17 protein-coding genes and 1 riboswitch are annotated in these 18,389 nt (G+C 71.0%); of the genes, 6 read left to right on the top strand and 11 right to left on the bottom strand.

Features of this window, described 5'->3' with window-relative positions; all coding sequences use genetic code 11:
• Position 1: 1 nt before the first annotated feature.
• Complete coding sequence (locus ESP57_RS15350; RefSeq protein ID WP_129232138.1) at positions 2–934, bottom strand: aldose 1-epimerase family protein; 933 nt, start codon at positions 932–934, stop codon at positions 2–4.
• Positions 931–1,776 (bottom strand): DeoR/GlpR family DNA-binding transcription regulator, encoded by an 846-nt coding sequence (locus ESP57_RS15345; RefSeq protein ID WP_115961395.1) that lies wholly within the window; start codon positions 1,774–1,776, stop codon positions 931–933. The genes ESP57_RS15350 and ESP57_RS15345 overlap by 4 nt, the downstream gene beginning before the upstream one ends.
• A 100-nt stretch (positions 1,777–1,876) precedes the next feature.
• Between ESP57_RS15345 and galT the strand changes: the two genes are divergently transcribed.
• Both galT and galK read left to right on the top strand, forming a co-directional pair.
• A complete protein-coding gene (gene galT, locus ESP57_RS15340; protein ID WP_056013069.1) occupies positions 1,877–3,046 on the top strand; it encodes a galactose-1-phosphate uridylyltransferase in 1,170 nt (389 codons plus the stop codon).
• The gene (gene galK / locus ESP57_RS15335; RefSeq protein WP_056010557.1) at positions 3,043–4,212 is read left to right on the top strand and encodes a galactokinase; all 1,170 of its coding nucleotides are present in this window, start codon (positions 3,043–3,045) and stop codon (positions 4,210–4,212) included. The genes galT and galK overlap by 4 nt, the downstream gene beginning before the upstream one ends.
• Positions 4,213–4,252: 40 nt before the next feature.
• Here galK and ESP57_RS15330 read toward each other — a convergent pair whose 3' ends face one another.
• The gene (locus ESP57_RS15330) at positions 4,253–4,738 is read right to left on the bottom strand and encodes a YbaK/EbsC family protein (protein ID WP_129232137.1); all 486 of its coding nucleotides are present in this window, start codon (positions 4,736–4,738) and stop codon (positions 4,253–4,255) included.
• An 86-nt stretch (positions 4,739–4,824) separates the two neighbouring features.
• On the opposite strand from ESP57_RS15330, the gene ESP57_RS15325 reads away from it, so the two are divergent.
• Both ESP57_RS15325 and ESP57_RS15320 read left to right on the top strand, forming a co-directional pair.
• A complete protein-coding gene (locus ESP57_RS15325) occupies positions 4,825–6,144 on the top strand; it encodes an APC family permease (RefSeq protein ID WP_129232136.1) in 1,320 nt (439 codons plus the stop codon).
• 9 nt (positions 6,145–6,153) lie between these two features.
• Complete coding sequence (locus tag ESP57_RS15320; RefSeq protein ID WP_129232135.1) at positions 6,154–6,690, top strand: gamma carbonic anhydrase family protein; 537 nt, start codon at positions 6,154–6,156, stop codon at positions 6,688–6,690.
• 61 nt (positions 6,691–6,751) lie between these two features.
• Here the strand turns inward: ESP57_RS15320 and ESP57_RS15315 are convergent, their stop codons facing one another.
• The 5 genes from ESP57_RS15315 to glyA form a co-directional block, all read right to left on the bottom strand.
• Positions 6,752–8,020 carry a DUF6716 putative glycosyltransferase gene (locus ESP57_RS15315; RefSeq protein ID WP_341539099.1) on the bottom strand — a complete coding sequence of 423 codons (1,269 nt, stop codon included), beginning with the start codon at positions 8,018–8,020 and terminating at the stop codon, positions 6,752–6,754.
• A 35-nt stretch (positions 8,021–8,055) separates the two neighbouring features.
• Positions 8,056–8,931, bottom strand: a complete 876-nt coding sequence (locus ESP57_RS15310) for an N-acetylneuraminate synthase family protein (protein WP_129232133.1) — start codon at positions 8,929–8,931, stop codon at positions 8,056–8,058.
• A 10-nt stretch (positions 8,932–8,941) separates the two neighbouring features.
• On the bottom strand, positions 8,942–10,330 hold the full coding sequence (locus tag ESP57_RS15305) for an acylneuraminate cytidylyltransferase (RefSeq protein ID WP_129232132.1): 1,389 nt from the start codon (positions 10,328–10,330) through the stop codon (positions 8,942–8,944).
• A 71-nt stretch (positions 10,331–10,401) separates the two neighbouring features.
• Positions 10,402–11,286: a bifunctional methylenetetrahydrofolate dehydrogenase/methenyltetrahydrofolate cyclohydrolase gene (locus tag ESP57_RS15300; protein WP_115961375.1), complete on the bottom strand. Its 885-nt coding sequence runs from the start codon at positions 11,284–11,286 to the stop codon at positions 10,402–10,404.
• Positions 11,287–11,294: 8 nt separating this feature from the next.
• A complete protein-coding gene (gene glyA, locus ESP57_RS15295) occupies positions 11,295–12,569 on the bottom strand; it encodes a serine hydroxymethyltransferase (protein ID WP_129232131.1) in 1,275 nt (424 codons plus the stop codon).
• Between the two features lie 68 nt (positions 12,570–12,637).
• A riboswitch (ZMP/ZTP riboswitch) is annotated at positions 12,638–12,718 on the bottom strand.
• 117 nt (positions 12,719–12,835) lie between these two features.
• Between glyA and ESP57_RS15290 the strand changes: the two genes are divergently transcribed.
• Positions 12,836–14,488, top strand: coding sequence for a beta-N-acetylhexosaminidase (locus ESP57_RS15290; RefSeq protein WP_129232130.1), 1,653 nt, complete (start codon positions 12,836–12,838; stop codon positions 14,486–14,488).
• A 100-nt stretch (positions 14,489–14,588) separates the two neighbouring features.
• A complete protein-coding gene (locus ESP57_RS15285; RefSeq protein WP_129232129.1) occupies positions 14,589–14,978 on the top strand; it encodes a VOC family protein in 390 nt (129 codons plus the stop codon).
• A 204-nt stretch (positions 14,979–15,182) separates the two neighbouring features.
• Here ESP57_RS15285 and ESP57_RS15280 read toward each other — a convergent pair whose 3' ends face one another.
• The 3 genes from ESP57_RS15280 to ESP57_RS15270 are packed head-to-tail and all read right to left on the bottom strand — an operon-like array spanning position 15,183 to position 18,386.
• A complete protein-coding gene (locus tag ESP57_RS15280) occupies positions 15,183–16,091 on the bottom strand; it encodes a carbohydrate ABC transporter permease (RefSeq protein ID WP_235507728.1) in 909 nt (302 codons plus the stop codon).
• 2 nt (positions 16,092–16,093) lie between these two features.
• Complete coding sequence (locus ESP57_RS15275) at positions 16,094–17,080, bottom strand: carbohydrate ABC transporter permease (RefSeq protein WP_129232128.1); 987 nt, start codon at positions 17,078–17,080, stop codon at positions 16,094–16,096.
• A gap of 58 nt (positions 17,081–17,138) precedes the next feature.
• Complete coding sequence (locus ESP57_RS15270) at positions 17,139–18,386, bottom strand: extracellular solute-binding protein (RefSeq protein WP_115961363.1); 1,248 nt, start codon at positions 18,384–18,386, stop codon at positions 17,139–17,141.
• Positions 18,387–18,389 lie beyond the last annotated feature (3 nt).

Here is an 18,389-nt window from a genome sequence, read left to right as displayed (position 1 = left end):
GCTACTCCGCTGCGAAACCCTCGAAACGGATGCCCCACGAGATCTGCCACTCTTCACCCGGGTCGAGCCAGCGCAGGCCGCGCCCGGAGTTGAACGCCTCCGCCGGCGCGGTCATGGGCTCGATCGCGATCGCAACGTCGCCGTTCTCACCGGGGAACGTGGTCGTGGTGTAGACCTGCACGTACTCGAACGCCGAGTCGGCCCAGATCGAGACCGTGCGGCCATCGGGCGCGGTGAGCGTGTGCAGCACCTGGCCGTCTTCGCTCGCGATCTCGCCGAAGGCGTCGTCGAGCGAGACGTCGCCGACGCGGCGCCCCTCGCGGAAGTCCCATTCGGTGCCGTCGACCGGAACCTCGCCCGTGGGCAGCAGTCGCTCGTCGACCTCGATGTGGCTCGCGGCGTCGAGGCGCAGCTCGAGGTCGGCCGTCGGCACGCCGTCGATCTTCAGGTACGGGTGGGTGCCGATCGCGACGGGCGCGGCCTCGGCACCGAGGTTCTCGACGAAGTGCGTGACCTTCAGTCCGTCGGAGACGAGCTCGTAGTGCACGGCGGTGCCGAGCAGGTACGGGTAGCCGAGCTGCGGGTACACCGTGGCCGAGAGCGTCACCGAGTCGCGTTCGCGGGCGATCGGGCGGTATTCGGTGTTGCGCAGCAACCCGTGGATGGCGTTGTTCTTCGCGGGCTCGGAGATCACGAGCTGGTGGTCGACGCCGTCGTGGCTCCACCGGCCGTCGCGGATGCGGTTGGGCCAAGGCACGAGCACGATGCCCGCCCCGGCCGGCGGCGTCTGGTCTTCGCCGAACGGCGGCACGAGGTCGATGCCGTTGATGCTGAGGGTGCGGATGCCTGCGGCGACGGCGGTGATCGTGGCGCGGATGTCGCCGCTCGACGTCGACGTCTCGAGGGCGAACTGCTCGCCCGTGGGAAGGGTCATGGATCCACTCTAGAGTCTCGCGCGTGGTGCACCGCGAGCCCGGCGTCGAGGAGTTCGGCGACGATCGACGGGGGCGCAGCGGCATCCGTGACGAGCGCGTCGAAATCGTCGACGGGCGCGATGCGGCCGAGGTGGACCTCGCCGAGCTTCGAGGCGTCGGCGACGACGATCGAGCGGGCCGCCGACCGCATCATGAGCGACTTGACCGACGCCTCGGGGAGGTTCGCGTTCGTGACGCCGTGGGCGGCGTCGACCCCGTTGCATCCGATGAAGGCGAGGTCGACGTGCACCTCGGCGAGCATCGAGCCGGCGAGCGGATGCACCAGTGAATGCTGCTTCGGCCGCAGCGTGCCACCGGTCACGACCACCGTGAACCGCGGGATCTCGGGCTCGAGCTCGAGGGCGATCGACAGGCCGTTCGTGAAGACCACGAGGTCCTCGAGGTCGGTGCGGGCGCGCAGCGCCCTGGCGACTTGCAGGGTGGTCGTGCCGACGTCGAGGATGATGCTCTGCCCGCTCCGCACGAGCGAGGCGGCGTGCTCGCCGATCTGCCGCTTCGGTTCGACGGATGCCTCGAGCGCCTCTTCGAAGCTCGGCTCGCGTTCCGGGCGTTCCACGGCGAGCGGCGACGACAGCGGAACCGCACCGCCGTGCACCCGCCGGATGCCGCCCTGCCGCTCGAGCGCGTCGAGGTCGGCGCGTGCCGTGACGGTCGTCACTCCGAACGCGCGCGAGAGCTCGGCGACGCGCACGAAGCCGCGCTCGGCGACGAGGGCGAGTGCGAGCTCGCGACGTCGCGGTGCGTCGAGCGGCGCGTTCGGGGCCGCGGTGTCGATGGACATACCGGCATCATGCGCGCTGCATCCCGACTTTGCAATACGAAATGCGTTTGTTTGCGAAACGAAAGGCGCGTAGGGTGTGCGCGTGACCGACTCGAACGACGTGACCGGCGCGGCATCCGCTGCCCTGGTCGACCCGCGCATCACCGTGACCTCGACCCTGCTCGCCGACGGCCGCGAGCTCATCTACTTCGACGACGCCGACTCGACGCTGCCCGCCGAGCGCGCGGTCGACGAGCGCGTGCTCGACCCCCGGCCCGCGAACGCCGAGATGCGGCAGGATCCGCTCACCGGCGAGTGGGTGTCGATCGCCGCGGCGCGCCAGAACCGCGTGTTCCTGCCGCCCGCCGACCTCGACCCGCTCGCCCCGCAGCGCCCCGGGAACCCGTCGGAGATCCCGAGCACGTACGACGTCGCCGTCTTCGAGAACCGCTCGCCGTCGTTCGGCCCAGCCCTCGCCGATCCGGATGCCTCGGACGCCGACGCCCTCGCCGACCTCCGCCGCGTCGGACTCGAGCGGACCCACCCGTCGATCGGGCGCTGCGAGGTCGTCTGCTTCAGTCCCGCGCACGAGGGCTCGTTCGGCACGCAGACCGTCTCCCGAGCCCGCACCGTCATCGAGGCGTGGGCCCAGCGCACCGCGGCCCTCTCTGCGCTGCCGGGCGTGCAGCAGGTCTTCCCGTTCGAGAACCGCGGCGAAGCGATCGGCGTCACGCTCGGCCACCCGCACGGCCAGATCTACTCCTACCCGTACGTGACGCCGCGCACCGAGCGGCTGCTCGCCTCCATCGACGCGTACGGACCGACGCTCTTCGCCGACCTCCTCGAGCGCGAACGCGGCGGGCCCCGCGTCGTGCTCTCCGGCGAGCACTGGACGGCGTACGTGCCGTTCGCCGCGCGCTGGCCGATCGAGGTGCACCTGCTCCCCCACCGGCACGTGCCCGATCTGGCCGAGACCACCCTCGCCGAGCGCGACGAGCTCGCCTCGCTGTACCTGCGCCTCCTGCGCGGCATCGACCGGCTGTACGACACCCCCACTCCCTACATCGCCGCCTGGCACCAGGCCCCGGTGCACGAGCACCGGGACGAGGTACGGCTCATGCTGCAGCTCACGAGCCCGCGGCGCGGCGCCGACAAGCTGAAGTTCCTCGCGGGCTCCGAGGCCGCGATGGGAGCATGGATCGGCGACGTCACCCCCGAGTCCCAGGCGGAGGCGCTGCGCACCGCGATCGCCTCCGTCCCCGACTCCGACCCCGAAGGAACCCGCTCGTGACCGACGCCACCACCGCTGCCGCAGAGACCGCCGACGGCTTCGCGAAGCGATACGGCCGCCCGCCGCTCGGCGTCTGGTCGGCGCCGGGCCGGGTGAACCTCATCGGGGAGCACACCGACTACAACGACGGGTTCGTCTTCCCGTTCGCGATCGACCAGCGTGCGAACGTCGCCCTCGGCTCGCGGGACGACCGTCTCGTGCGAGTCTCCTCGACCTTCGCGCCCGAAACCGTCGAACTGCACCTCGACGACCTCTCGCCCGAGTCGCTCGCCGGATGGTCGGCCTACCCGCTCGGCGTCATCTGGGCGCTCGGGCAGTTCGGCGCCGACCTCACGGCACTCGCCGGCGTCGACCTGCACATCTCCAGCACGGTGCCCGTCGGAGCCGGCCTGTCGTCGTCGGCCGCCATCGAGTGCTCGGTCGCGCTCGCCCTCGACGAGCACTGGGGGCTCGGCCTCGATCGGCCCACGCTCGCCAAGGTCGGCCAGCTCGCCGAGAACCGCGTCGTCGGCGCACCCACGGGCATCCTCGACCAGTCGGCCTCGCTCCTCTCCCACGCGGACGCGGCCGTCTTCCTCGACTGCCGCAGTCTCGACGCCGAGGTGATCCCGCTCGGCCTCGCCGCCGACGGCCTCTCGATCCTCGTGATCGACACCAACGTGTCGCACGCGCACGCCACGGGCGGATACGCCGCCCGGCGCGCGTCCTGCGAGGCGGGTGCCGCGACGCTCGGCGTCGAATCGCTGCGTGACGTGCACGTCGGCGACCTCGATCGCGCCGCCACGGTGCTCGACGACGAGACCTTCCGCCGGGTGCGCCACATCGTCACCGAGAACCAGCGCGTGCTCGACACCGTGCGCACCCTGCGCGAGCATGGCGCAGCCTCGATCGGCCCGCTGCTCGACGCCTCGCACGTGTCGATGCGCGACGACTTCGAGATCAGCGTCCCCGAGATCGACCTCGCCGTCAGCACCGCGCAGGCGAACGGTGCGATCGGCGCCCGCATGACCGGCGGCGGCTTCGGCGGTTCCGCGATCGCGCTCATGATCGACGCGCTCGTGCCCGTGATCGAGCGCGCGGTCCGCCGCGAGTTCGCCGAGCAGGGCTACCGCGAACCGACGATCTTCGTCGTGCGTCCGAGCGAGGGCGCCAGGCGCGACTCCTGACTGTGCGTCCGGGCCACTGCTGCGTCGTCGAGGCGGCGGGTCAGAGGCGCGGCGCCTCGACGGCGTGCGGCGTACCGCCCGTGATGCGCACGAGCTCGTCGAAGGAGGTCGGGAAGACCGTCTTCGCGTGGCCGGCCGCCGCCCAGACCACCGGGTAGTCGGCGAGCTGCACGTCGACGACGGTGCGCACCGGCGCGGGATGGCCGAGCGGGGCGACGCCGCCGATCACCTGGCCGGTCGCCTCCTTCACCGTCTCCTTCGAGGCACGACGGATGACGCCGCCGAGCTGCTGCCCGAGCCACTCGGTGTCGACCCGGTGCGACCCCGACGTCAGCACCAGGATCGGCTCCTCGTCGATCGTGAAGACGAGGGAGTTCGCGATCTGGCCGACCTCGACGCTGAGCGCCTCCGCGGCGAGCGGGGCGGTCGTGACGGCATCGTCGAACCAGACGATCTCGGGCGTGAGCCCATGCCCGGCGAGGGCATCGGCGACTCGGTCGACGGCGGTGTGCGAGGGCGACGGCATGCCGAAGATCCTAGCGACCGGCGCGGTCGCGCGGACGCCGTCCCAAGAGCACCCCGCTCGTCACCTCCATGCTCTAATGTGCGAGCGTGGACCAGCCTTCCCTCGCCCGCAGACTGGGTCTCCGAAACGCCGTCGCGATCGGCCTCGCCGCGATGATCGGCGCCGGCGTCTTCTCGGTGTTCGCCCCCGCGGCGCAGGCCGCCGGCGCGGGGCTCATGATCGGGCTCGCGATCGCGGCGTTCGTGGCGCTCGCCAACGCCGGCTCGACGGCGCAGCTCGCGGCACGCTATCCGGAGTCGGGCGGCGCCTACCGGTACGGGCGCGAGCGCCTGGGCGAGTGGCCGGGGTTCCTCGCCGGCTGGAGCTTCGTCATCGGCAAGACCGCGAGCTGCGCCGCCATGGCGATGACCTTCGCGGCCTACCTCGCCCCGCCCGAGTGGCAGCGGCCGCTCGCGATCGTCGCCGTCATCGCGATCGCGACCGTGAACCTGCGGGGCATCACCCGCACCGCGCGAGTGGCGACGGTCATCGTGATCGGCGTGCTGGGGGTGCTCGCGCTCGTCGTCGCCGCGGGCGCGACGGCGACGTACGGCGGTGCGGCGGGCGACGGGGTACCCGTCCTCGGCGCCGGAGCATCCGGCCAGGACTGGCTCGGGATCCTCCAGTCGGCGGGCCTGCTGTTCTTCGCGTTCGCGGGGTACGCGCGCATCGCGACGCTCGGCGAAGAGGTGCGCGAGCCCTCGAGAACGATCCCGAGGGCGATCGGCATCGCGTTCGCCGTCGCCGTGATCGTCTACGCCGCCGTCGGCGCCGCGGCACTCGGCGCCCTCGGCCCGGATCGGCTCGCGGCATCCGTCGCCCCGCTCGTCGACGTCGTCGACGCCGTCGGCTGGGACTGGGCCGCACCCGTCGTGCGCGTCGGCGCCGCCGTGGCGGCGCTCGGGGCGCTGCTCGCCCTCCTCGCGGGCATCGGCCGCACCGCCCTCGCGATGGCCCGCGACGACGAGCTGCCGCGACCGCTCTCCCGGATCCACCCGAGGTTCCAGGTGCCGCACGTCGCCGAGATCGCCGTCTCGCTCGTCGTCATCGTGCTCGTCGCGACGGTCGACCTGCGCGGCGCGATCGGCTTCTCGTCGTTCGGCGTGCTGCTCTACTACCTCGTCGCGAACGTCGCGGCGATCACCCAGCCGCGACCGGAACGGCGCGTCCCGCGGGCGCTCTCCGCAGCAGGCGCGATCGGATGCCTCGTGCTCGTCGCAACCCTTCCGCTCGTCTCGATCGTCGCGGGAGTGGCGGTGCTCGCGATCGGCGCCGCGTACCGCGTCATCGCCCGAGGGGTGCGGTCCGCGCGACGGCGTCGCGGTGGGGCCGGGCCGCACGAGGGCCCGCGCGATGGGCGCGCGTAGGCTGTGCGCATGTCTGCAGATCCCTCGGCTCGCATCCTGACCATCGCCGGCATCGCCGCACCCTCGCTCGACGAGACGGCGTTCGTGGCCGCCGGAGCCGTGATCGTCGGCGACGTGCGCCTCGGCGCCGGATCGAGCGTCTGGTACAACGCCGTGCTCCGCGCCGAGGCCGAGCCGATCAGCATCGGCGAGGGGTCGAACCTGCAGGACACGGTCGTCTGCCACGTCGACGCCGGCTACCCGCTGACCGTCGGCCGGGGCGTGTCCGTCGGGCACGGCGCGGTGCTGCACGGCTGCACCGTCGAGGACCACAGTCTCGTCGGCATGAACGCGACGGTGCTGAACGGCGCCGTGATCGGCGCCGGCTCGCTCGTCGCCGCGGGCGCCGTAGTGCTCGAGGGCACGGTCGTTCCGCCCGGCTCGCTCGTCGCCGGGGTTCCCGCGAAGGTGCGCCGTGAGCTCAGCGACATCGAGCGCGCCGGCATCCAGCGCAACGCCGCGTCCTACCTCGCCCACGTCGAGGAGCACTCGGCGCCGGTCGACTGAGGCGCCGGCCGACCTCGCTCGCCTCCGCGGGCGTGCCCCGCCGCCCCGCCGTCCGCCTGTGTCAAGCCCCGGCAGCAGTCACGCGGCGAGCGACGAGCAGCGCACGCACGCGGCGGGCGCGGCGCACGACCCAACGCGTCGGGATGGCCACGACCATCGCTGCAGTGCCCGCGAGCGAACGGTCGTGCTCGCCGAGCATGCGCTTGCGTTCGAAGGCCCGGCGCAGTGCTCCGCCCGAGAGGTTGTGCGCGCGCATCCGCAGCGGCAGCTCACCCGCGGCCCGGCGATCGAGCAGCACATCAAGTCGCGCGGCCCAGTCGTCGTGCTCGCCGCCGTGGAAGTAGTTGTCGGCGAGCCACACCTCAGCCGGGCGCCGGAACTCCCAGCCGGCGACCGCATCCGCCCCGCCGAACAGCCCGCTGCCCTCGAAGACCGTGTTGATGAGCTTCGGCGTGACGCCGAACTCGTCGATCAGCAGGGTCGGCAGGCCCGATGCCACGGCCTCGAGCGCAGCTGTCGAACTCACGGTCACGAGTCCGGCGGCGCGCGCGAGATGGTCGGCCATGGGCCCGTCCTCCACCACAAGGTTCGGCGGCAGCGAGCCGCCGAGCGCGCGGCGCACCCCGGGGTCCCCGAGCAGTTCGGCGTAGTCGTGGGCCTCGGCATGGGTCTGGGCCTCGCCGCGCCGCGCGCGCACCTTGACGACGACGCGCCGCGAGGGGCGCCGTCGAGCCGCATCGGCGAGCCAGCCGAGCAGTCGAACCCGATCGTCGCGCTCGGCGGGCACCTTGGCCTGCGCCGCGAAGACGAGGTCGGTGGCGGGCTCGGGCGCCGCGGCATCCGCTGCCCTGGCGCCGTGCAGGAAGGCGAGCGTCGCGAGCCCGAACTCGACCGGGATGCCGAGTTCGACCGCGTTGGCGCGGAATGCTCGCACCTCGCGCCGGCTGTGCAGCACGATGAGGTCCACCTGCTCGCGGTACACGATCGCCTTCGGCTCGGCCGGGATCGTCAGCCCGGGGAACCCGCTCACGAGCACCGGCCGTCCCGGCCCGCGGGCGGCGATCGGCGCGACGACTCGCACGAGGGGGCCCCGCAGCGCGAGGAGCACGGCGTCGGGCCGGATTCGGGCGAGGAGCTCGGGAAGTTCGTCGAGGCCCACCGTCGGCACCGCCGTTGCCTCGAACGAGGTGCCGGCGAGTGCCGCGTGCAGCTGCCGGACGCTCGGCTGCACCGGCGTCGTGAGCACGACGAGTTCTGCGCTCCACCCGCCGGGTAGTCGCGAGGCGAAGGCGGCACCCCACTTCACGTACGAATCCGAGTCGGCGATCACGAGCAGACGGCGGGCCCTGTTGGGTCGGCCGCGACTCACAGCGCGGGAACCCGGCGGAGCTTGGCGCGCGGCGCCTCCTCGCCGGGGAAGACGCGCTTGACGCCGTCGCCCATCGCCTCGCCGATCACGCGGATGTCGCGCACGAGGTGGTCGAAGCCGGTCGGCTCCAGCGAGGCCGCTTGGTCGGATCCCCACATCGCCCGGTCGAGCGTGATGTGGCGCTCGACGGCGACGGCACCCAAGGTGACCGCGGCGAGCGAGATCTGCAGGCCGCGCTCATGACCCGAATAGCCGATCGGCACGCCGAGGTAGCGACCCCGCAGCGTCTCGATCGTTCGGAGGTTCGCCTCCTCGGGCGGCATCGGGTAGCTCGACGTGGCGTGCATGATGACGAGGCGATCGGTGCCGAGCACCTCGACGGCCCGGTCGATCTCGTCGAGCGTCGACATGCCGGTCGAGAGGATCACGGGCTTGCCCGTGCGGGCGATCGCGTCGAGCAGCGCCAGGTCGGTGACCGAGGCGGACGCGACCTTGTGCGCGACGACATCGAGCCCCTCGAGGAACTCGACCGAGGGCACGTCCCATGGCGACGCGAACCAGTCGATGCCGGCACGCAGCGCGTACGTGGCGATCTCGAGGTACTCAGGTTCGCCGAACTCCACGCGCCGCCGGTAGTCGAGGTAGCTCATCGTGCCCCACGGCGTCTCCCGCGGCACGTCGCGCATGTGCTCGGGCGTCGCGATCTCGGGGGTCCGCTTCTGGAACTTCACCGCCTGCGCCCCCGACTCGACGGCCACGTCGATGAGGCGCTTGGCGATCTCGACGTCGCCGTTGTGGTTCAGGCCGATCTCGCCGATGACGTAGACCGGGTACTCGCTGCCGACGACCGATCGGCCGATGCGCACGGACATGTTCGCTCCCTCATTCAGGATCGCGCGCTGGCGCGGGATCGGGTTCTTCGTCCGCCGCGGCGTCGCGCGCGGCGAGGATCAGGTCGGCGAGTTCGCGCACCGCGCCGCGGCCGCCCGTTCGGGAGAGCACGTGACGCGCAGCGGCGAGCGCCTCGGGAGCCGCGTCCGGCACGGCGATCGGCCAGCCGACGAGTTCGAGGGCAGGCAGGTCGCCGCGGTCGTTGCCGAGGTAGGCGATGCGATCGAGGGGGATGCCGCGGCGCTCCGCCCACTCGCGTAGCACCTCGCCCTTCTCACCCACGCCCTGCGCGCACTCGACGCCAAGCTTCTCGGCACGGCGCCCGACGACCGGGTTCTGCTCGGCCGACAGGATCAGCACCGGGATGCCGGCGGCGCGGAGGCGCGCGACGCCGGCGCCGTCGCTGCGGCTCACCCGCACCGACTCGCGGCCGAGCTGGTCGACCATGACGGTGTCGTCGGTGTGCACGCCGTCGAAGTCGGTCACGAGCGCGTCGACGTCGACCAGCGGGCCGTTCGGGCCGAGGCCGCGATCCACGTGCGGCGCGATCGCCCTCGCCCGCTCGAGGTCGGCGGGGTCGTCGATCTCGACGGCGTGGTCGGCGTCGACCGGCTGCACGCCGATACGTCCGAAGAACCGGTGACCTGCGGCGCGGAACCCCTCGGTGGTGAAGACGTAGAACGCACCGGTCTCGAGGTACTCGGGCTCGCGTTCCTGACGACGGAGACGGCGGGATGCCTCGTGGTTCACCCCGGCCATGGAGCCCGCGTCGGCGTCATCGCGCCAGAGGAACGCGTGGGTCGGCGCACCCGAGAAGACGACGTCTCGCTCGCCGGAGGCGACACGGTGGATCGCGGCGTCGAGATCGGCCGGGTCGATGAAGGGCGAGGTGGCCTGGATGAACACCGTGACGGGGCGTCCGTCGCCGACGTCGAGGTCGCCGTCCTGCGCTTCGGGCGGGAGCACCTCGAGCTCGCCTCGCAGCTCGAGTTCATCGAGCGCGTGGAGCAGCGCCGACTCGCTCGACGCGGTGGATCCCGCGAGGCCGGCGGGCCGATCGACGACCGTCGCCCCGGCCGCCCGGGCGGCGTCCGCGATGCCGGCGTCGTCGGTCGTCACGACGACCCGGCCGATGCGTTCCGCGGCGAGCGCGGCGCGGACGGCCCTGGCGATGAGCGGCACTCCGCCGACCCGTGCGAGGTTCTTGCCGGGCAGCCCCACCGAGCCGCCCCGAGCCGGGATGATGGCGGTCGCACGCGCGGGCGCGGCATCCGCTCGCCCGGTGCCGGAGCTCACTTCGCTGCCGTCGACCCGAGTCGCCGCAGCGCGCCCGGCCAGGACCGCTGCGCGCGGCGCTTCGACGAGTTCGACACTGGCCATGGCGCGAAGCTACGCGCGCCAGACGGCCGCCCGGTGCACACGTGGTGAACACCGGGCGACCGGCAGGTCGACTAGCGGTGCAGGCGCTGCTCCGCGGCCTTGACGACGTTCGCGAGGAGCATCGCGCGGGTCATGGGCCCCACGCCGCCGGGGTTCGGCGACAGGTGCCCGGCGACCTCCGCCACGGCGGGATCGACGTCGCCCGTGAGCTTGCCCTTGCCCGTGTCTTCGTCTTGCACACGCGTGATGCCGACGTCGAGCACGGCGGCGCCGGGCTTGATCCACTCGGGCTGCACGAGGTGCGGCACACCGACGGCGGCCACGACGATGTCGGCTCGGCGCACCTCGGCAGCGAGGTCTTCGGTACGCGAGTGCGTGAGCGTGACGGTGGCGTCGAGTCCCTTGCGGGTGAACAGCAGCCCGAGCGGGCGGCCGACGGTGAGCCCGCGGCCGATCACCGTGACATGGCGCCCGCGGATGGGCACGTCGTAGCGACGCAGCATCTCGACGATGCCGGCCGGCGTGCACGGCAGCGGCGACTGCAGCTCGCCCTCGATGCCGAGCACGAGACGCCCGAGGTTCGTCGGGTGCAGCCCGTCGGCGTCCTTGTCGGGGTCGATGAGCTCGAGCATGGCGTTCTCGTCGTGCCCTGCCGGCAGCGGGAGCTGCACGATGTAGCCGGTGACCTCGGGGGCCGTGTTGAGGTCGCGGATCGCGGCGCGCACATCGGCCGTGGTGGCCGAGGCGGGCAGGTCGATGCGGATCGACTCGATGCCCACCTCGGCGCAGTCGCGGTGCTTGCCCGCGACGTACGACCGCGAACCCGGATCGTCGCCCACGAGGAGCGTGCCGAGGCCCGGCACGACGCCATGCGCCTTCAGCAGCTGGATGCGCGAGGCGAGTTCGGACTTGACGGCCGACGCGGTGGCGACGCCGTCGAGCGTGATCGCGGTCATGGGATTCCCTACTGCGCGAGGCCCGGGTACAGCGGGAACGCCGCTGTGAGGGCTTCGACGCGCGAACGGAGCGACGCGACATCCGCTTCGCCCTGGAGCGCGAGCGCGATGATGTCGGCGACCTCGGTGAATTCGGCGTCGCCGAAGCCGCGGGTCGCGAGCGCCGGCGTGCCGATGCGCAGGCCCGAGGTGACCATCGGCGGGCGCGGGTCGAACGGCACGGCGTTGCGGTTCACCGTGATGAGCGCCTCGTGCAGGAGGTCTTCGGCCTGCTGGCCGTCGATCTTCGAGTTGCGGAGGTCGGCGAGCACGAGGTGCACGTCGGTTCCGCCCGTCAGCACGTCGATGCCCGCGGCGCGCGAGTCGTCGGAGGTGAGGCGCGCGGCGAGGATCTGCGCACCGCGGATGGTGCGCTCCTGGCGGTTCTTGAAGTCCTCGGATGCCGCGATCTTGAACGCCGTGGCCTTCGCCGCGATGACGTGCATGAGCGGGCCGCCCTGCTGGCCCGGGAACACGTTGGAGTTCAGCTTCTTCGCGAGCTCCATGTCGCGCGAGACGATGAAGCCCGAGCGGGGGCCGCCGATCGTCTTGTGCACGGTCGAGGAGACGACGTCGGCGTAGGGAACGGGGCTCGGGTGCAGGCCCGCCGCCACGAGGCCGGCGAAGTGCGCCATGTCGACCCAGAGCTTCGCGCCGACCTCGTCGGCGATCGCGCGGAACGCGGCGAAGTCGAGGTGGCGGGGGTAGGCCGACCAGCCGGCGATGATGACCTGCGGCTTGTGCTCGAGGGCCTTGTCGCGCACGACGTTCATGTCGACGAGGAAGGTCTCGGGGTCGACGCCGTAGGAGACGGCGTTGTAGAGCTTGCCCGAGAAGTTCAGCTTCATGCCGTGCGTCAGGTGACCGCCGTGGGCGAGCTCGAGGCCGAGGATGGTGTCGCCCGGGGTCGCGATCGCGGAGAGCACCGCGGCGTTCGCGGTGGCGCCCGAGTGGGGCTGCACGTTCGCGTACTCGGCGCCGAAGAGCGACTTCGCCCGCTCGATGGCGAGCGACTCGGCGACGTCGACGTACTCGCAGCCGCCGTAGTAGCGGCGGCCGGGGTAGCCCTCGGCGTACTTGTTCGTGAGGACGCTGCCCTGCGACTGCAGGACGGAGACGGGAACGAAGTTCTCGCTCGCGATCATCTCGAGGTAGTCGCGCTGGCGACCGAGTTCGAGCTCGAGAACTTCGGCGATCTCGGGGTCGACTTCGGAAAGCGGCGCATTGAAAACGGACTCGGCCAAGACTGGCTCCTTCATGACAAACGGACCTACGTGGGGTGCTGCCTCGCGCGCGCCAGCGCCGAGGTATGCGTACCGGCCCAGGCGTGCGGTCGGTCCGTGCCAGTCGCTCCCCGATGGTATCCATCTCAACGCCAGTCGCGACCCTCGAAGCTTAGCAACGGATGCGCCTGCATGACGACGACCGCACTGCCGCCCGGCGGTGATTCGTGCCACGATGAGGGTTAGGAATCCTTACCTTTGTTCGCCTCCCGACCGAGCGAGGACGCATGCAGCGCCGCAGCCGCACCCGCACGAGCACCCGCACCGCCGCGCACCTCGTCGCCGCAGCGCTCATCGGCACGACCCTCGCCCTCACCGGCTGCACCGCCCAACAGAACGGAGACGCCGTGACCGGCATCATCCCGGCCCCCGTCGAATTCGAGCTCACAGGCAGTGGCCCGTTCACGCTCACGGAGGAGTCGCGCTTCGTCGCGGACGGTGAGGCGGCGACCGTCGCGGAGACCTTCGCCGCGCAGGCGCGCATCGCCACCGGGTTCGACCTGCCCGTGGTCGGCGGCGAGGCCGGGGCATCCGACCTCGCGCTCGCCATCGACCCGGCGGCCGGCGACGATCCCGAGGCGTACACGCTCGACAGCGGCGCCGACGGCGTCCGCATCGCCGCACCGGCCGCGCCCGGGCTCTTCCGGGGCACCCAGACACTGCGGCAACTGCTGCCGGCCGAGATCGAACGAACGGATGCCGCGAGGGCACCGGCCGAGGGATGGATCGTGCCCGCGGCATCCGTCGTCGATGCCCCTCGTTTCGCCTACCGCGGCTCGATGCTCGACGTGGCCCGACACTTCTTCCCGGTGGAGGACGTGCTCGACCACATCGACCGCATCGCGCTGCTGAAGCTCAACGTGCTGCACCTGCACCTCACCGACGACCAGGGGTGGCGACTGCAGATCGACGCATGGCCCGAGCTCACGGGCATCGGGGCGTCGACCTCGACCGGAGGCGACGGCGGCGGCTTCTACTCGAAGGCCGACTACGCCCGGATCGTCGAGTACGCCGCAGAGCGATTCGTGAACGTCGTGCCCGAGATCGACCTGCCCGGCCACACGAACGCCGCCCTCAGCGCCTACCCCGAGCTGAACTGCGACGGCGTCGCGACGAAGCCCTACGAGGGCCTCGAGGTCGGCTTCTCGTCGCTCTGCGCCTCGCCCGAGCGGGCGGTGGCCACCGACCGGTTCCTCGCCGATGTCCTTGGCGAGGTCGCGGCGATGACGCCCGGGCCGTGGCTGCACGTCGGCGGCGACGAGTCGCTCGCGACCTCCGAGGCCGACTACCTCGACCTCGTCCGGCGCATCACGGCGGCCGGCGCGGCGACCGGCAAGACCGTCATCGGCTGGCACGAGATGGGCGCGTCACGGGAGCTGCCCGAGGGGACCGTCGGACAGTACTGGGACTTCGTCACCCCGCGCGACGATGCGGCCGAGCTCACGAACTCGTTCGTGGAGCAGGGCGGCAGCGTCATCCTCTCCCCCGCCGATGTCGCCTACCTCGACATGAAGTACCCCGACGACCCCGACGGCCCGCTCGGCGGCAAGGTCGGGCAGCTCTGGGCCGACGGACCGACGACCCTCGAGGAGTCGTACTCGTGGGAGCCGTCGGCCGTCGTGCCCGGCCTCGCCGAGTCCGACATCCTCGGCGTCGAGGCGCCCGTCTGGACCGAGACGATCGCGACGGCGACCGACCTCGAGTTCATGGTGTTCCCGCGCATCGCGGCGATCGCCGAGATCGGGTGGTCTCCCGCGCCGGCCGGCGGTGCGGCGCGCGACGAGGCCTCGTTCCACGCCCGGCTCGCCTCGCTCGGCACCCATCTCGACGCGCTCGGCGTCGCCTACCGCAAGGTCGGCGGGGTGCCCTGGGCCGAGTGAGTCCGGGGCAGCCCGTCCCGCGTGCACTGTCGGCGTCGCTCCGCCGGGTCTATCCTCCCGGCAGGCGCGGTCGTGCCGCGCCCCGACGAAGGAGGCGAAGATGCCCGGCATCGTGCACTTCGAGATTCCGGCCGACGACCAGGATCGTGCGCGCGAGTTCTACCGTGCGGCGTTCGACTGGTCGCTCGACCCCATTCCGGGCATGGACTACACGAACGTCGTCACGACGCCGGTCGACGAGGCCACCCAGCAGCCGCTGGAGCCCGGTGTCATCAACGGCGGGATGTTCCAGCGAGCCGATCGGCTGACGACGCCGATCCTCACGGTCGACGTCGAGGACATCGACCGCTCGCTCGAACGGATCGTCGAGATCGGCGGTTCCGTCGTGTCCCCGCGCGCACCGGTGCCCGGCATGGGCTGGTTCGCGTACTTCGAGGACTCGGAGGGCAACGTGCTCGGGCTCTGGACGACCGACCCCGGCGCCGCCTGACCGGACCGGCGGTTCGAGCGGAGATCTGCAGATCAGAGGACGGGATCGCGCCGATCACTCCTCGGAATCGAGGATCTCCTCGAAATCGGGGAACTCCTCGAAGTCGGCTGGAGCCTTTGCCTCAGCGCCGTGGCCGGAGGGCGAGCACAGAGAAGCGGATGTCGCGGGGCAGGCGGCACCCGCGACATCCGCTGGTTCTGGTGGTTACTTGACGCTGCCGGCGGTGAGGCCGCCGACGAGGCGCTTCTCGATGATCATGAAGAGGATGACCACCGGCACGATCGCGACGATCGAGACGCCGAACACGTACTGCCACGAGGTCTCGTACTGGCCGACGAACTTCGTGAGGGCCACAGAGAGCGGCTGGTTGCCCGCCGTCGAGAGGATCACGAGCGAGGCCGCGAACTCGTTCCAGCACGCGACGAAGGTGAACACGATCGCGGTCACGATGCCGGGCCAGACGAGCGGCAGGCTGATGGTGAAGAGCACCCGGAGCCGGCCCGCGCCGTCGATCTGAGCAGCCTCGTCGACCTCCTTCGGGATGCCGGCGAAGAACGAGTGCATGATCCACACGGCGAACGAGAGGTTGAACGCGGCGTTGATGAAGATCATCGCGGCCCACGTGTCGATCATGTCGAACGCGAGGAACTGGCGGAACAGGCCCGAGGTCAGCACGGCCGGCTGCAGCATCTGCGTGACGATCACGAGGAAGAGGAACACCATGCGGAACGGGAACTTGAAGCGGGCCGTGTAGTACGCCGCCGGCATCGCGACGAGCAGCACGATCAACGTCGCGAAGACCGAGATGATGATCGTCGAGATCAGGTTCTGCGGCAGCGGCGTCTCGGGCGTCGACCACATGTTGACGTAGTTCTCCCAGTGCCACTCCGTGGGGAAGTAGGTGGGGTCGACCGAGCGGATCTGCGCCTTCGTCTTCACCGATCCGAAGAACATGATGACGTACGGGAGCACGAAGATCGCGAGCACGATGAAGCCCGCGATCATGCGCACGATCACCTTGCGGAGCGGCACCTGGTCTTCGGTGTAACGGCGCTTGCGAGCGGATGCCGCGGGCGGGGCGATCGTCTCGAACGCGGGTGCGGTGACGGCCACGATCAGACCTCCTTCATGGGCTTGACCACGCGCACGTAGACGGCGACGATCACGATGACGATGACGAACGCGACGACCGAGAGGGCGCTCGCGACATCGACCTTGTGCTGGTTCTGGATGTACTTGAAGATCATCGTCATGATCGTGTCGGCGTCGTAGCCGGGGATCGACCCGGTCATCACCTTCAGGATCGGCAGCGAGTTGAAGACGTTGATGATGTTGATCAGCACCGCGACGGCGAGGGCGCTGCGCAGTTGGGGCAGCACGACCCCCCAGTAGGTGCGAATGGGCCCGGCGCCGTCCATCTTGGCGGCCTCGAGCACCTCGCCCGGCACCGTCTGGAGCCCCGCGAGGATCGTGTACGTCGTGAACGGCAGCGACACGAAGATCGCGACGACGATCGACCACGCGAAGGCGGTCACCGGGTTCCGGGTCCAGCCGTAGCCCTCGGGGGTGTCGACGAGGCCGATGTCGACGAGGAACTTGTTGATGATGCCGAAGTAGGGCTCAAGGCCGTAGTAGACGACCATCGTCGTCATGACCACGGATGCCGCCCACGGGATGATGACCGCGAGGCGCACGATGCGGCGGCCGGGGAAGGCCTTGTTCAGGATCTGCGCGAGGCCGAGCGAGATGACGACCGTCGCGACGACGACCACGACGACCCAGATGATCGTGCGGCCGAAGATCGGCCAGAAGTAGGGGAAGTTGAAGACCTCGATGTAGTTGTCGAGGCCGACCGATCCCTTGTCGACGCCGCTCTGGGAGATGTCGCGGGTCGAGTTGTAGAACATGACGACGGCCGGGAACAGCACGACGCCGAAGATGAGGATGAGGGCGGGGCCGATCCACGGCAGGGCATGGAGCAGGTCGCGGCCCCTGGGGCGAGGAGCGGCGGCTCCACCCTTGGCGGGTGCTCCGCTCCCGGGACGGGGGCGGCCGTCGGCCGCCCCCGCCTGGATCGGTGACGCATCGGATGTGGTGCTCATGGTTCGGTGGTCACCGATCCCTCCGGGTAGTGCGAACGAACTGCTGGTCGAGGCGGGATCAGCCCGCGTCGGCCTGCGCCTGGATCTCGGTCAGCACGTCCTGTGCGGGCTTCGTCTGAAGCTGTCCGAACAGCGCCTTGAACGCGGCATCCGTCGCCGACCACTGCGGGTTGGTGCTCGGGTAGAACTTCGCGTCCGGCAGGACCTCGAGGAACGGCGCGAGCGCCTCTTCACCCGAGAGCGCCTCAGCACCCGACTTCGTGACCGGGAGGAAGCCCTCGGCCTGCACCCACGGCACGTACACGTCGGAGGTGTAGTAGTAGTCGAGGAACTTCGTGATGGCGTCCTGCTTGTCGCCGTCGTTCTCGAAGGCCATCAGCTGGTCCATGACGCCGACCGTCATCGGGCTGCCGTCCTGCGTGGGGATCGGGACGATCGAGTAGTCGAGCTCGGGGTTGTTCTCCTCGATCTGGCCGACGGTCGGCGGGAGGCCGACCTGCATGCCGATCTTGCCCTGGATGAAGATGTCCATGAGCGGCGAACGGTCGGTCGAGCCCGGGTCGGCCTGCGTGGCGCCCGCGTCGATCATCTTCTTGATCTGGTCGGCACCGGGCAGGTTCGCCGGGTCGTCGACGGTGATCTCGGTCGCGTCGCCGAACGTGCCGCCGCCGCCCCAGAGCCACACGGCCGCCTCGGCCTGCGCCTCTTCGGAGCCGAGGGGCATGCCGTACCCGGCGATGCCGCCGCCGAGGGCGGAGACCTTCGTGGCAGCGTCGAGCAGCTCGTCCCAGTTGGTGGGCGGCGCCGTGACGCCGGCCTGCTCGAGCAGCGCGTTGTTCACGAACAGCGCACGAGCCGAGGCGATGAGCGGCAGGGCGTACGCCGTGCCGTCGACCTCGGCGTTCGCGATGAACGAGTCCTGGAAGTCGCTGAACGTGTCGGGCGAGACGACGTCTTCGGCCGGGTAGAGCAGTTCGTCGGCTGCGAAGCCGGCGAAGGGGCCGCCGTTGTAGATGTCGGGTGCCTCACCGCCCTGGATCTTGGTGGCGATGACGGTCTCGAGGTTGTCCCACGACTGCACCTCGAGCTTGACGTCGATGTCGGTGTTCTCGGCTTCGAACCCCTCGATGACGTCTTCCCAGAGGCCCTGGGTGTTGTCGGAGTAGCTCGGCACGAGCAGGTCGAGGGTGGTCTTCCCACCGGCTTCGTCATCGCCGGAACCGCCGCCGAAGCCGCAGGAGGCGAGTGTGAGCGACGCCGTGGCGGCGAGCGCGACGGCCGTGCCGAGGCGCAGAGACTTCTTCATGGA

Source organism: Agromyces fucosus (assembly GCF_004134865.1).
Lineage (GTDB): Bacteria > Actinomycetota > Actinomycetes > Actinomycetales > Microbacteriaceae > Agromyces > Agromyces fucosus.
Note: the sequence above shows the minus strand (reverse complement) of the source record. Positions and strands in the feature narration are given on the sequence as shown.

Excerpts from the sequence above, each read along its gene's own strand:
- ESP57_RS15310 (WP_129232133.1), bottom strand. The coding sequence starts at position 8,931 with ATGTCCGTGCGCATCGGCCGATCGGTCGTCGGCAGCGAGTACCCGGTC.
- ESP57_RS15285 (WP_129232129.1), top strand. The coding sequence starts at position 14,589 with ATGCCCGGCATCGTGCACTTCGAGATTCCGGCCGACGACCAGGATCGT.
- ESP57_RS15300 (WP_115961375.1), bottom strand. The coding sequence starts at position 11,286 with ATGACCGCGATCACGCTCGACGGCGTCGCCACCGCGTCGGCCGTCAAG.
- ESP57_RS15320 (WP_129232135.1), top strand. The coding sequence starts at position 6,154 with ATGTCTGCAGATCCCTCGGCTCGCATCCTGACCATCGCCGGCATCGCC.
- ESP57_RS15290 (WP_129232130.1), top strand. The coding sequence starts at position 12,836 with ATGCAGCGCCGCAGCCGCACCCGCACGAGCACCCGCACCGCCGCGCAC.
- ESP57_RS15345 (WP_115961395.1), bottom strand. The coding sequence starts at position 1,776 with ATGTCCATCGACACCGCGGCCCCGAACGCGCCGCTCGACGCACCGCGA.
- ESP57_RS15275 (WP_129232128.1), bottom strand. The coding sequence starts at position 17,080 with ATGAGCACCACATCCGATGCGTCACCGATCCAGGCGGGGGCGGCCGAC.
- ESP57_RS15305 (WP_129232132.1), bottom strand. The coding sequence starts at position 10,330 with ATGGCCAGTGTCGAACTCGTCGAAGCGCCGCGCGCAGCGGTCCTGGCC.
- ESP57_RS15330 (WP_129232137.1), bottom strand. The coding sequence starts at position 4,738 with ATGCCGTCGCCCTCGCACACCGCCGTCGACCGAGTCGCCGATGCCCTC.
- ESP57_RS15270 (WP_115961363.1), bottom strand. The coding sequence starts at position 18,386 with ATGAAGAAGTCTCTGCGCCTCGGCACGGCCGTCGCGCTCGCCGCCACG.
- ESP57_RS15350 (WP_129232138.1), bottom strand. The coding sequence starts at position 934 with ATGACCCTTCCCACGGGCGAGCAGTTCGCCCTCGAGACGTCGACGTCG.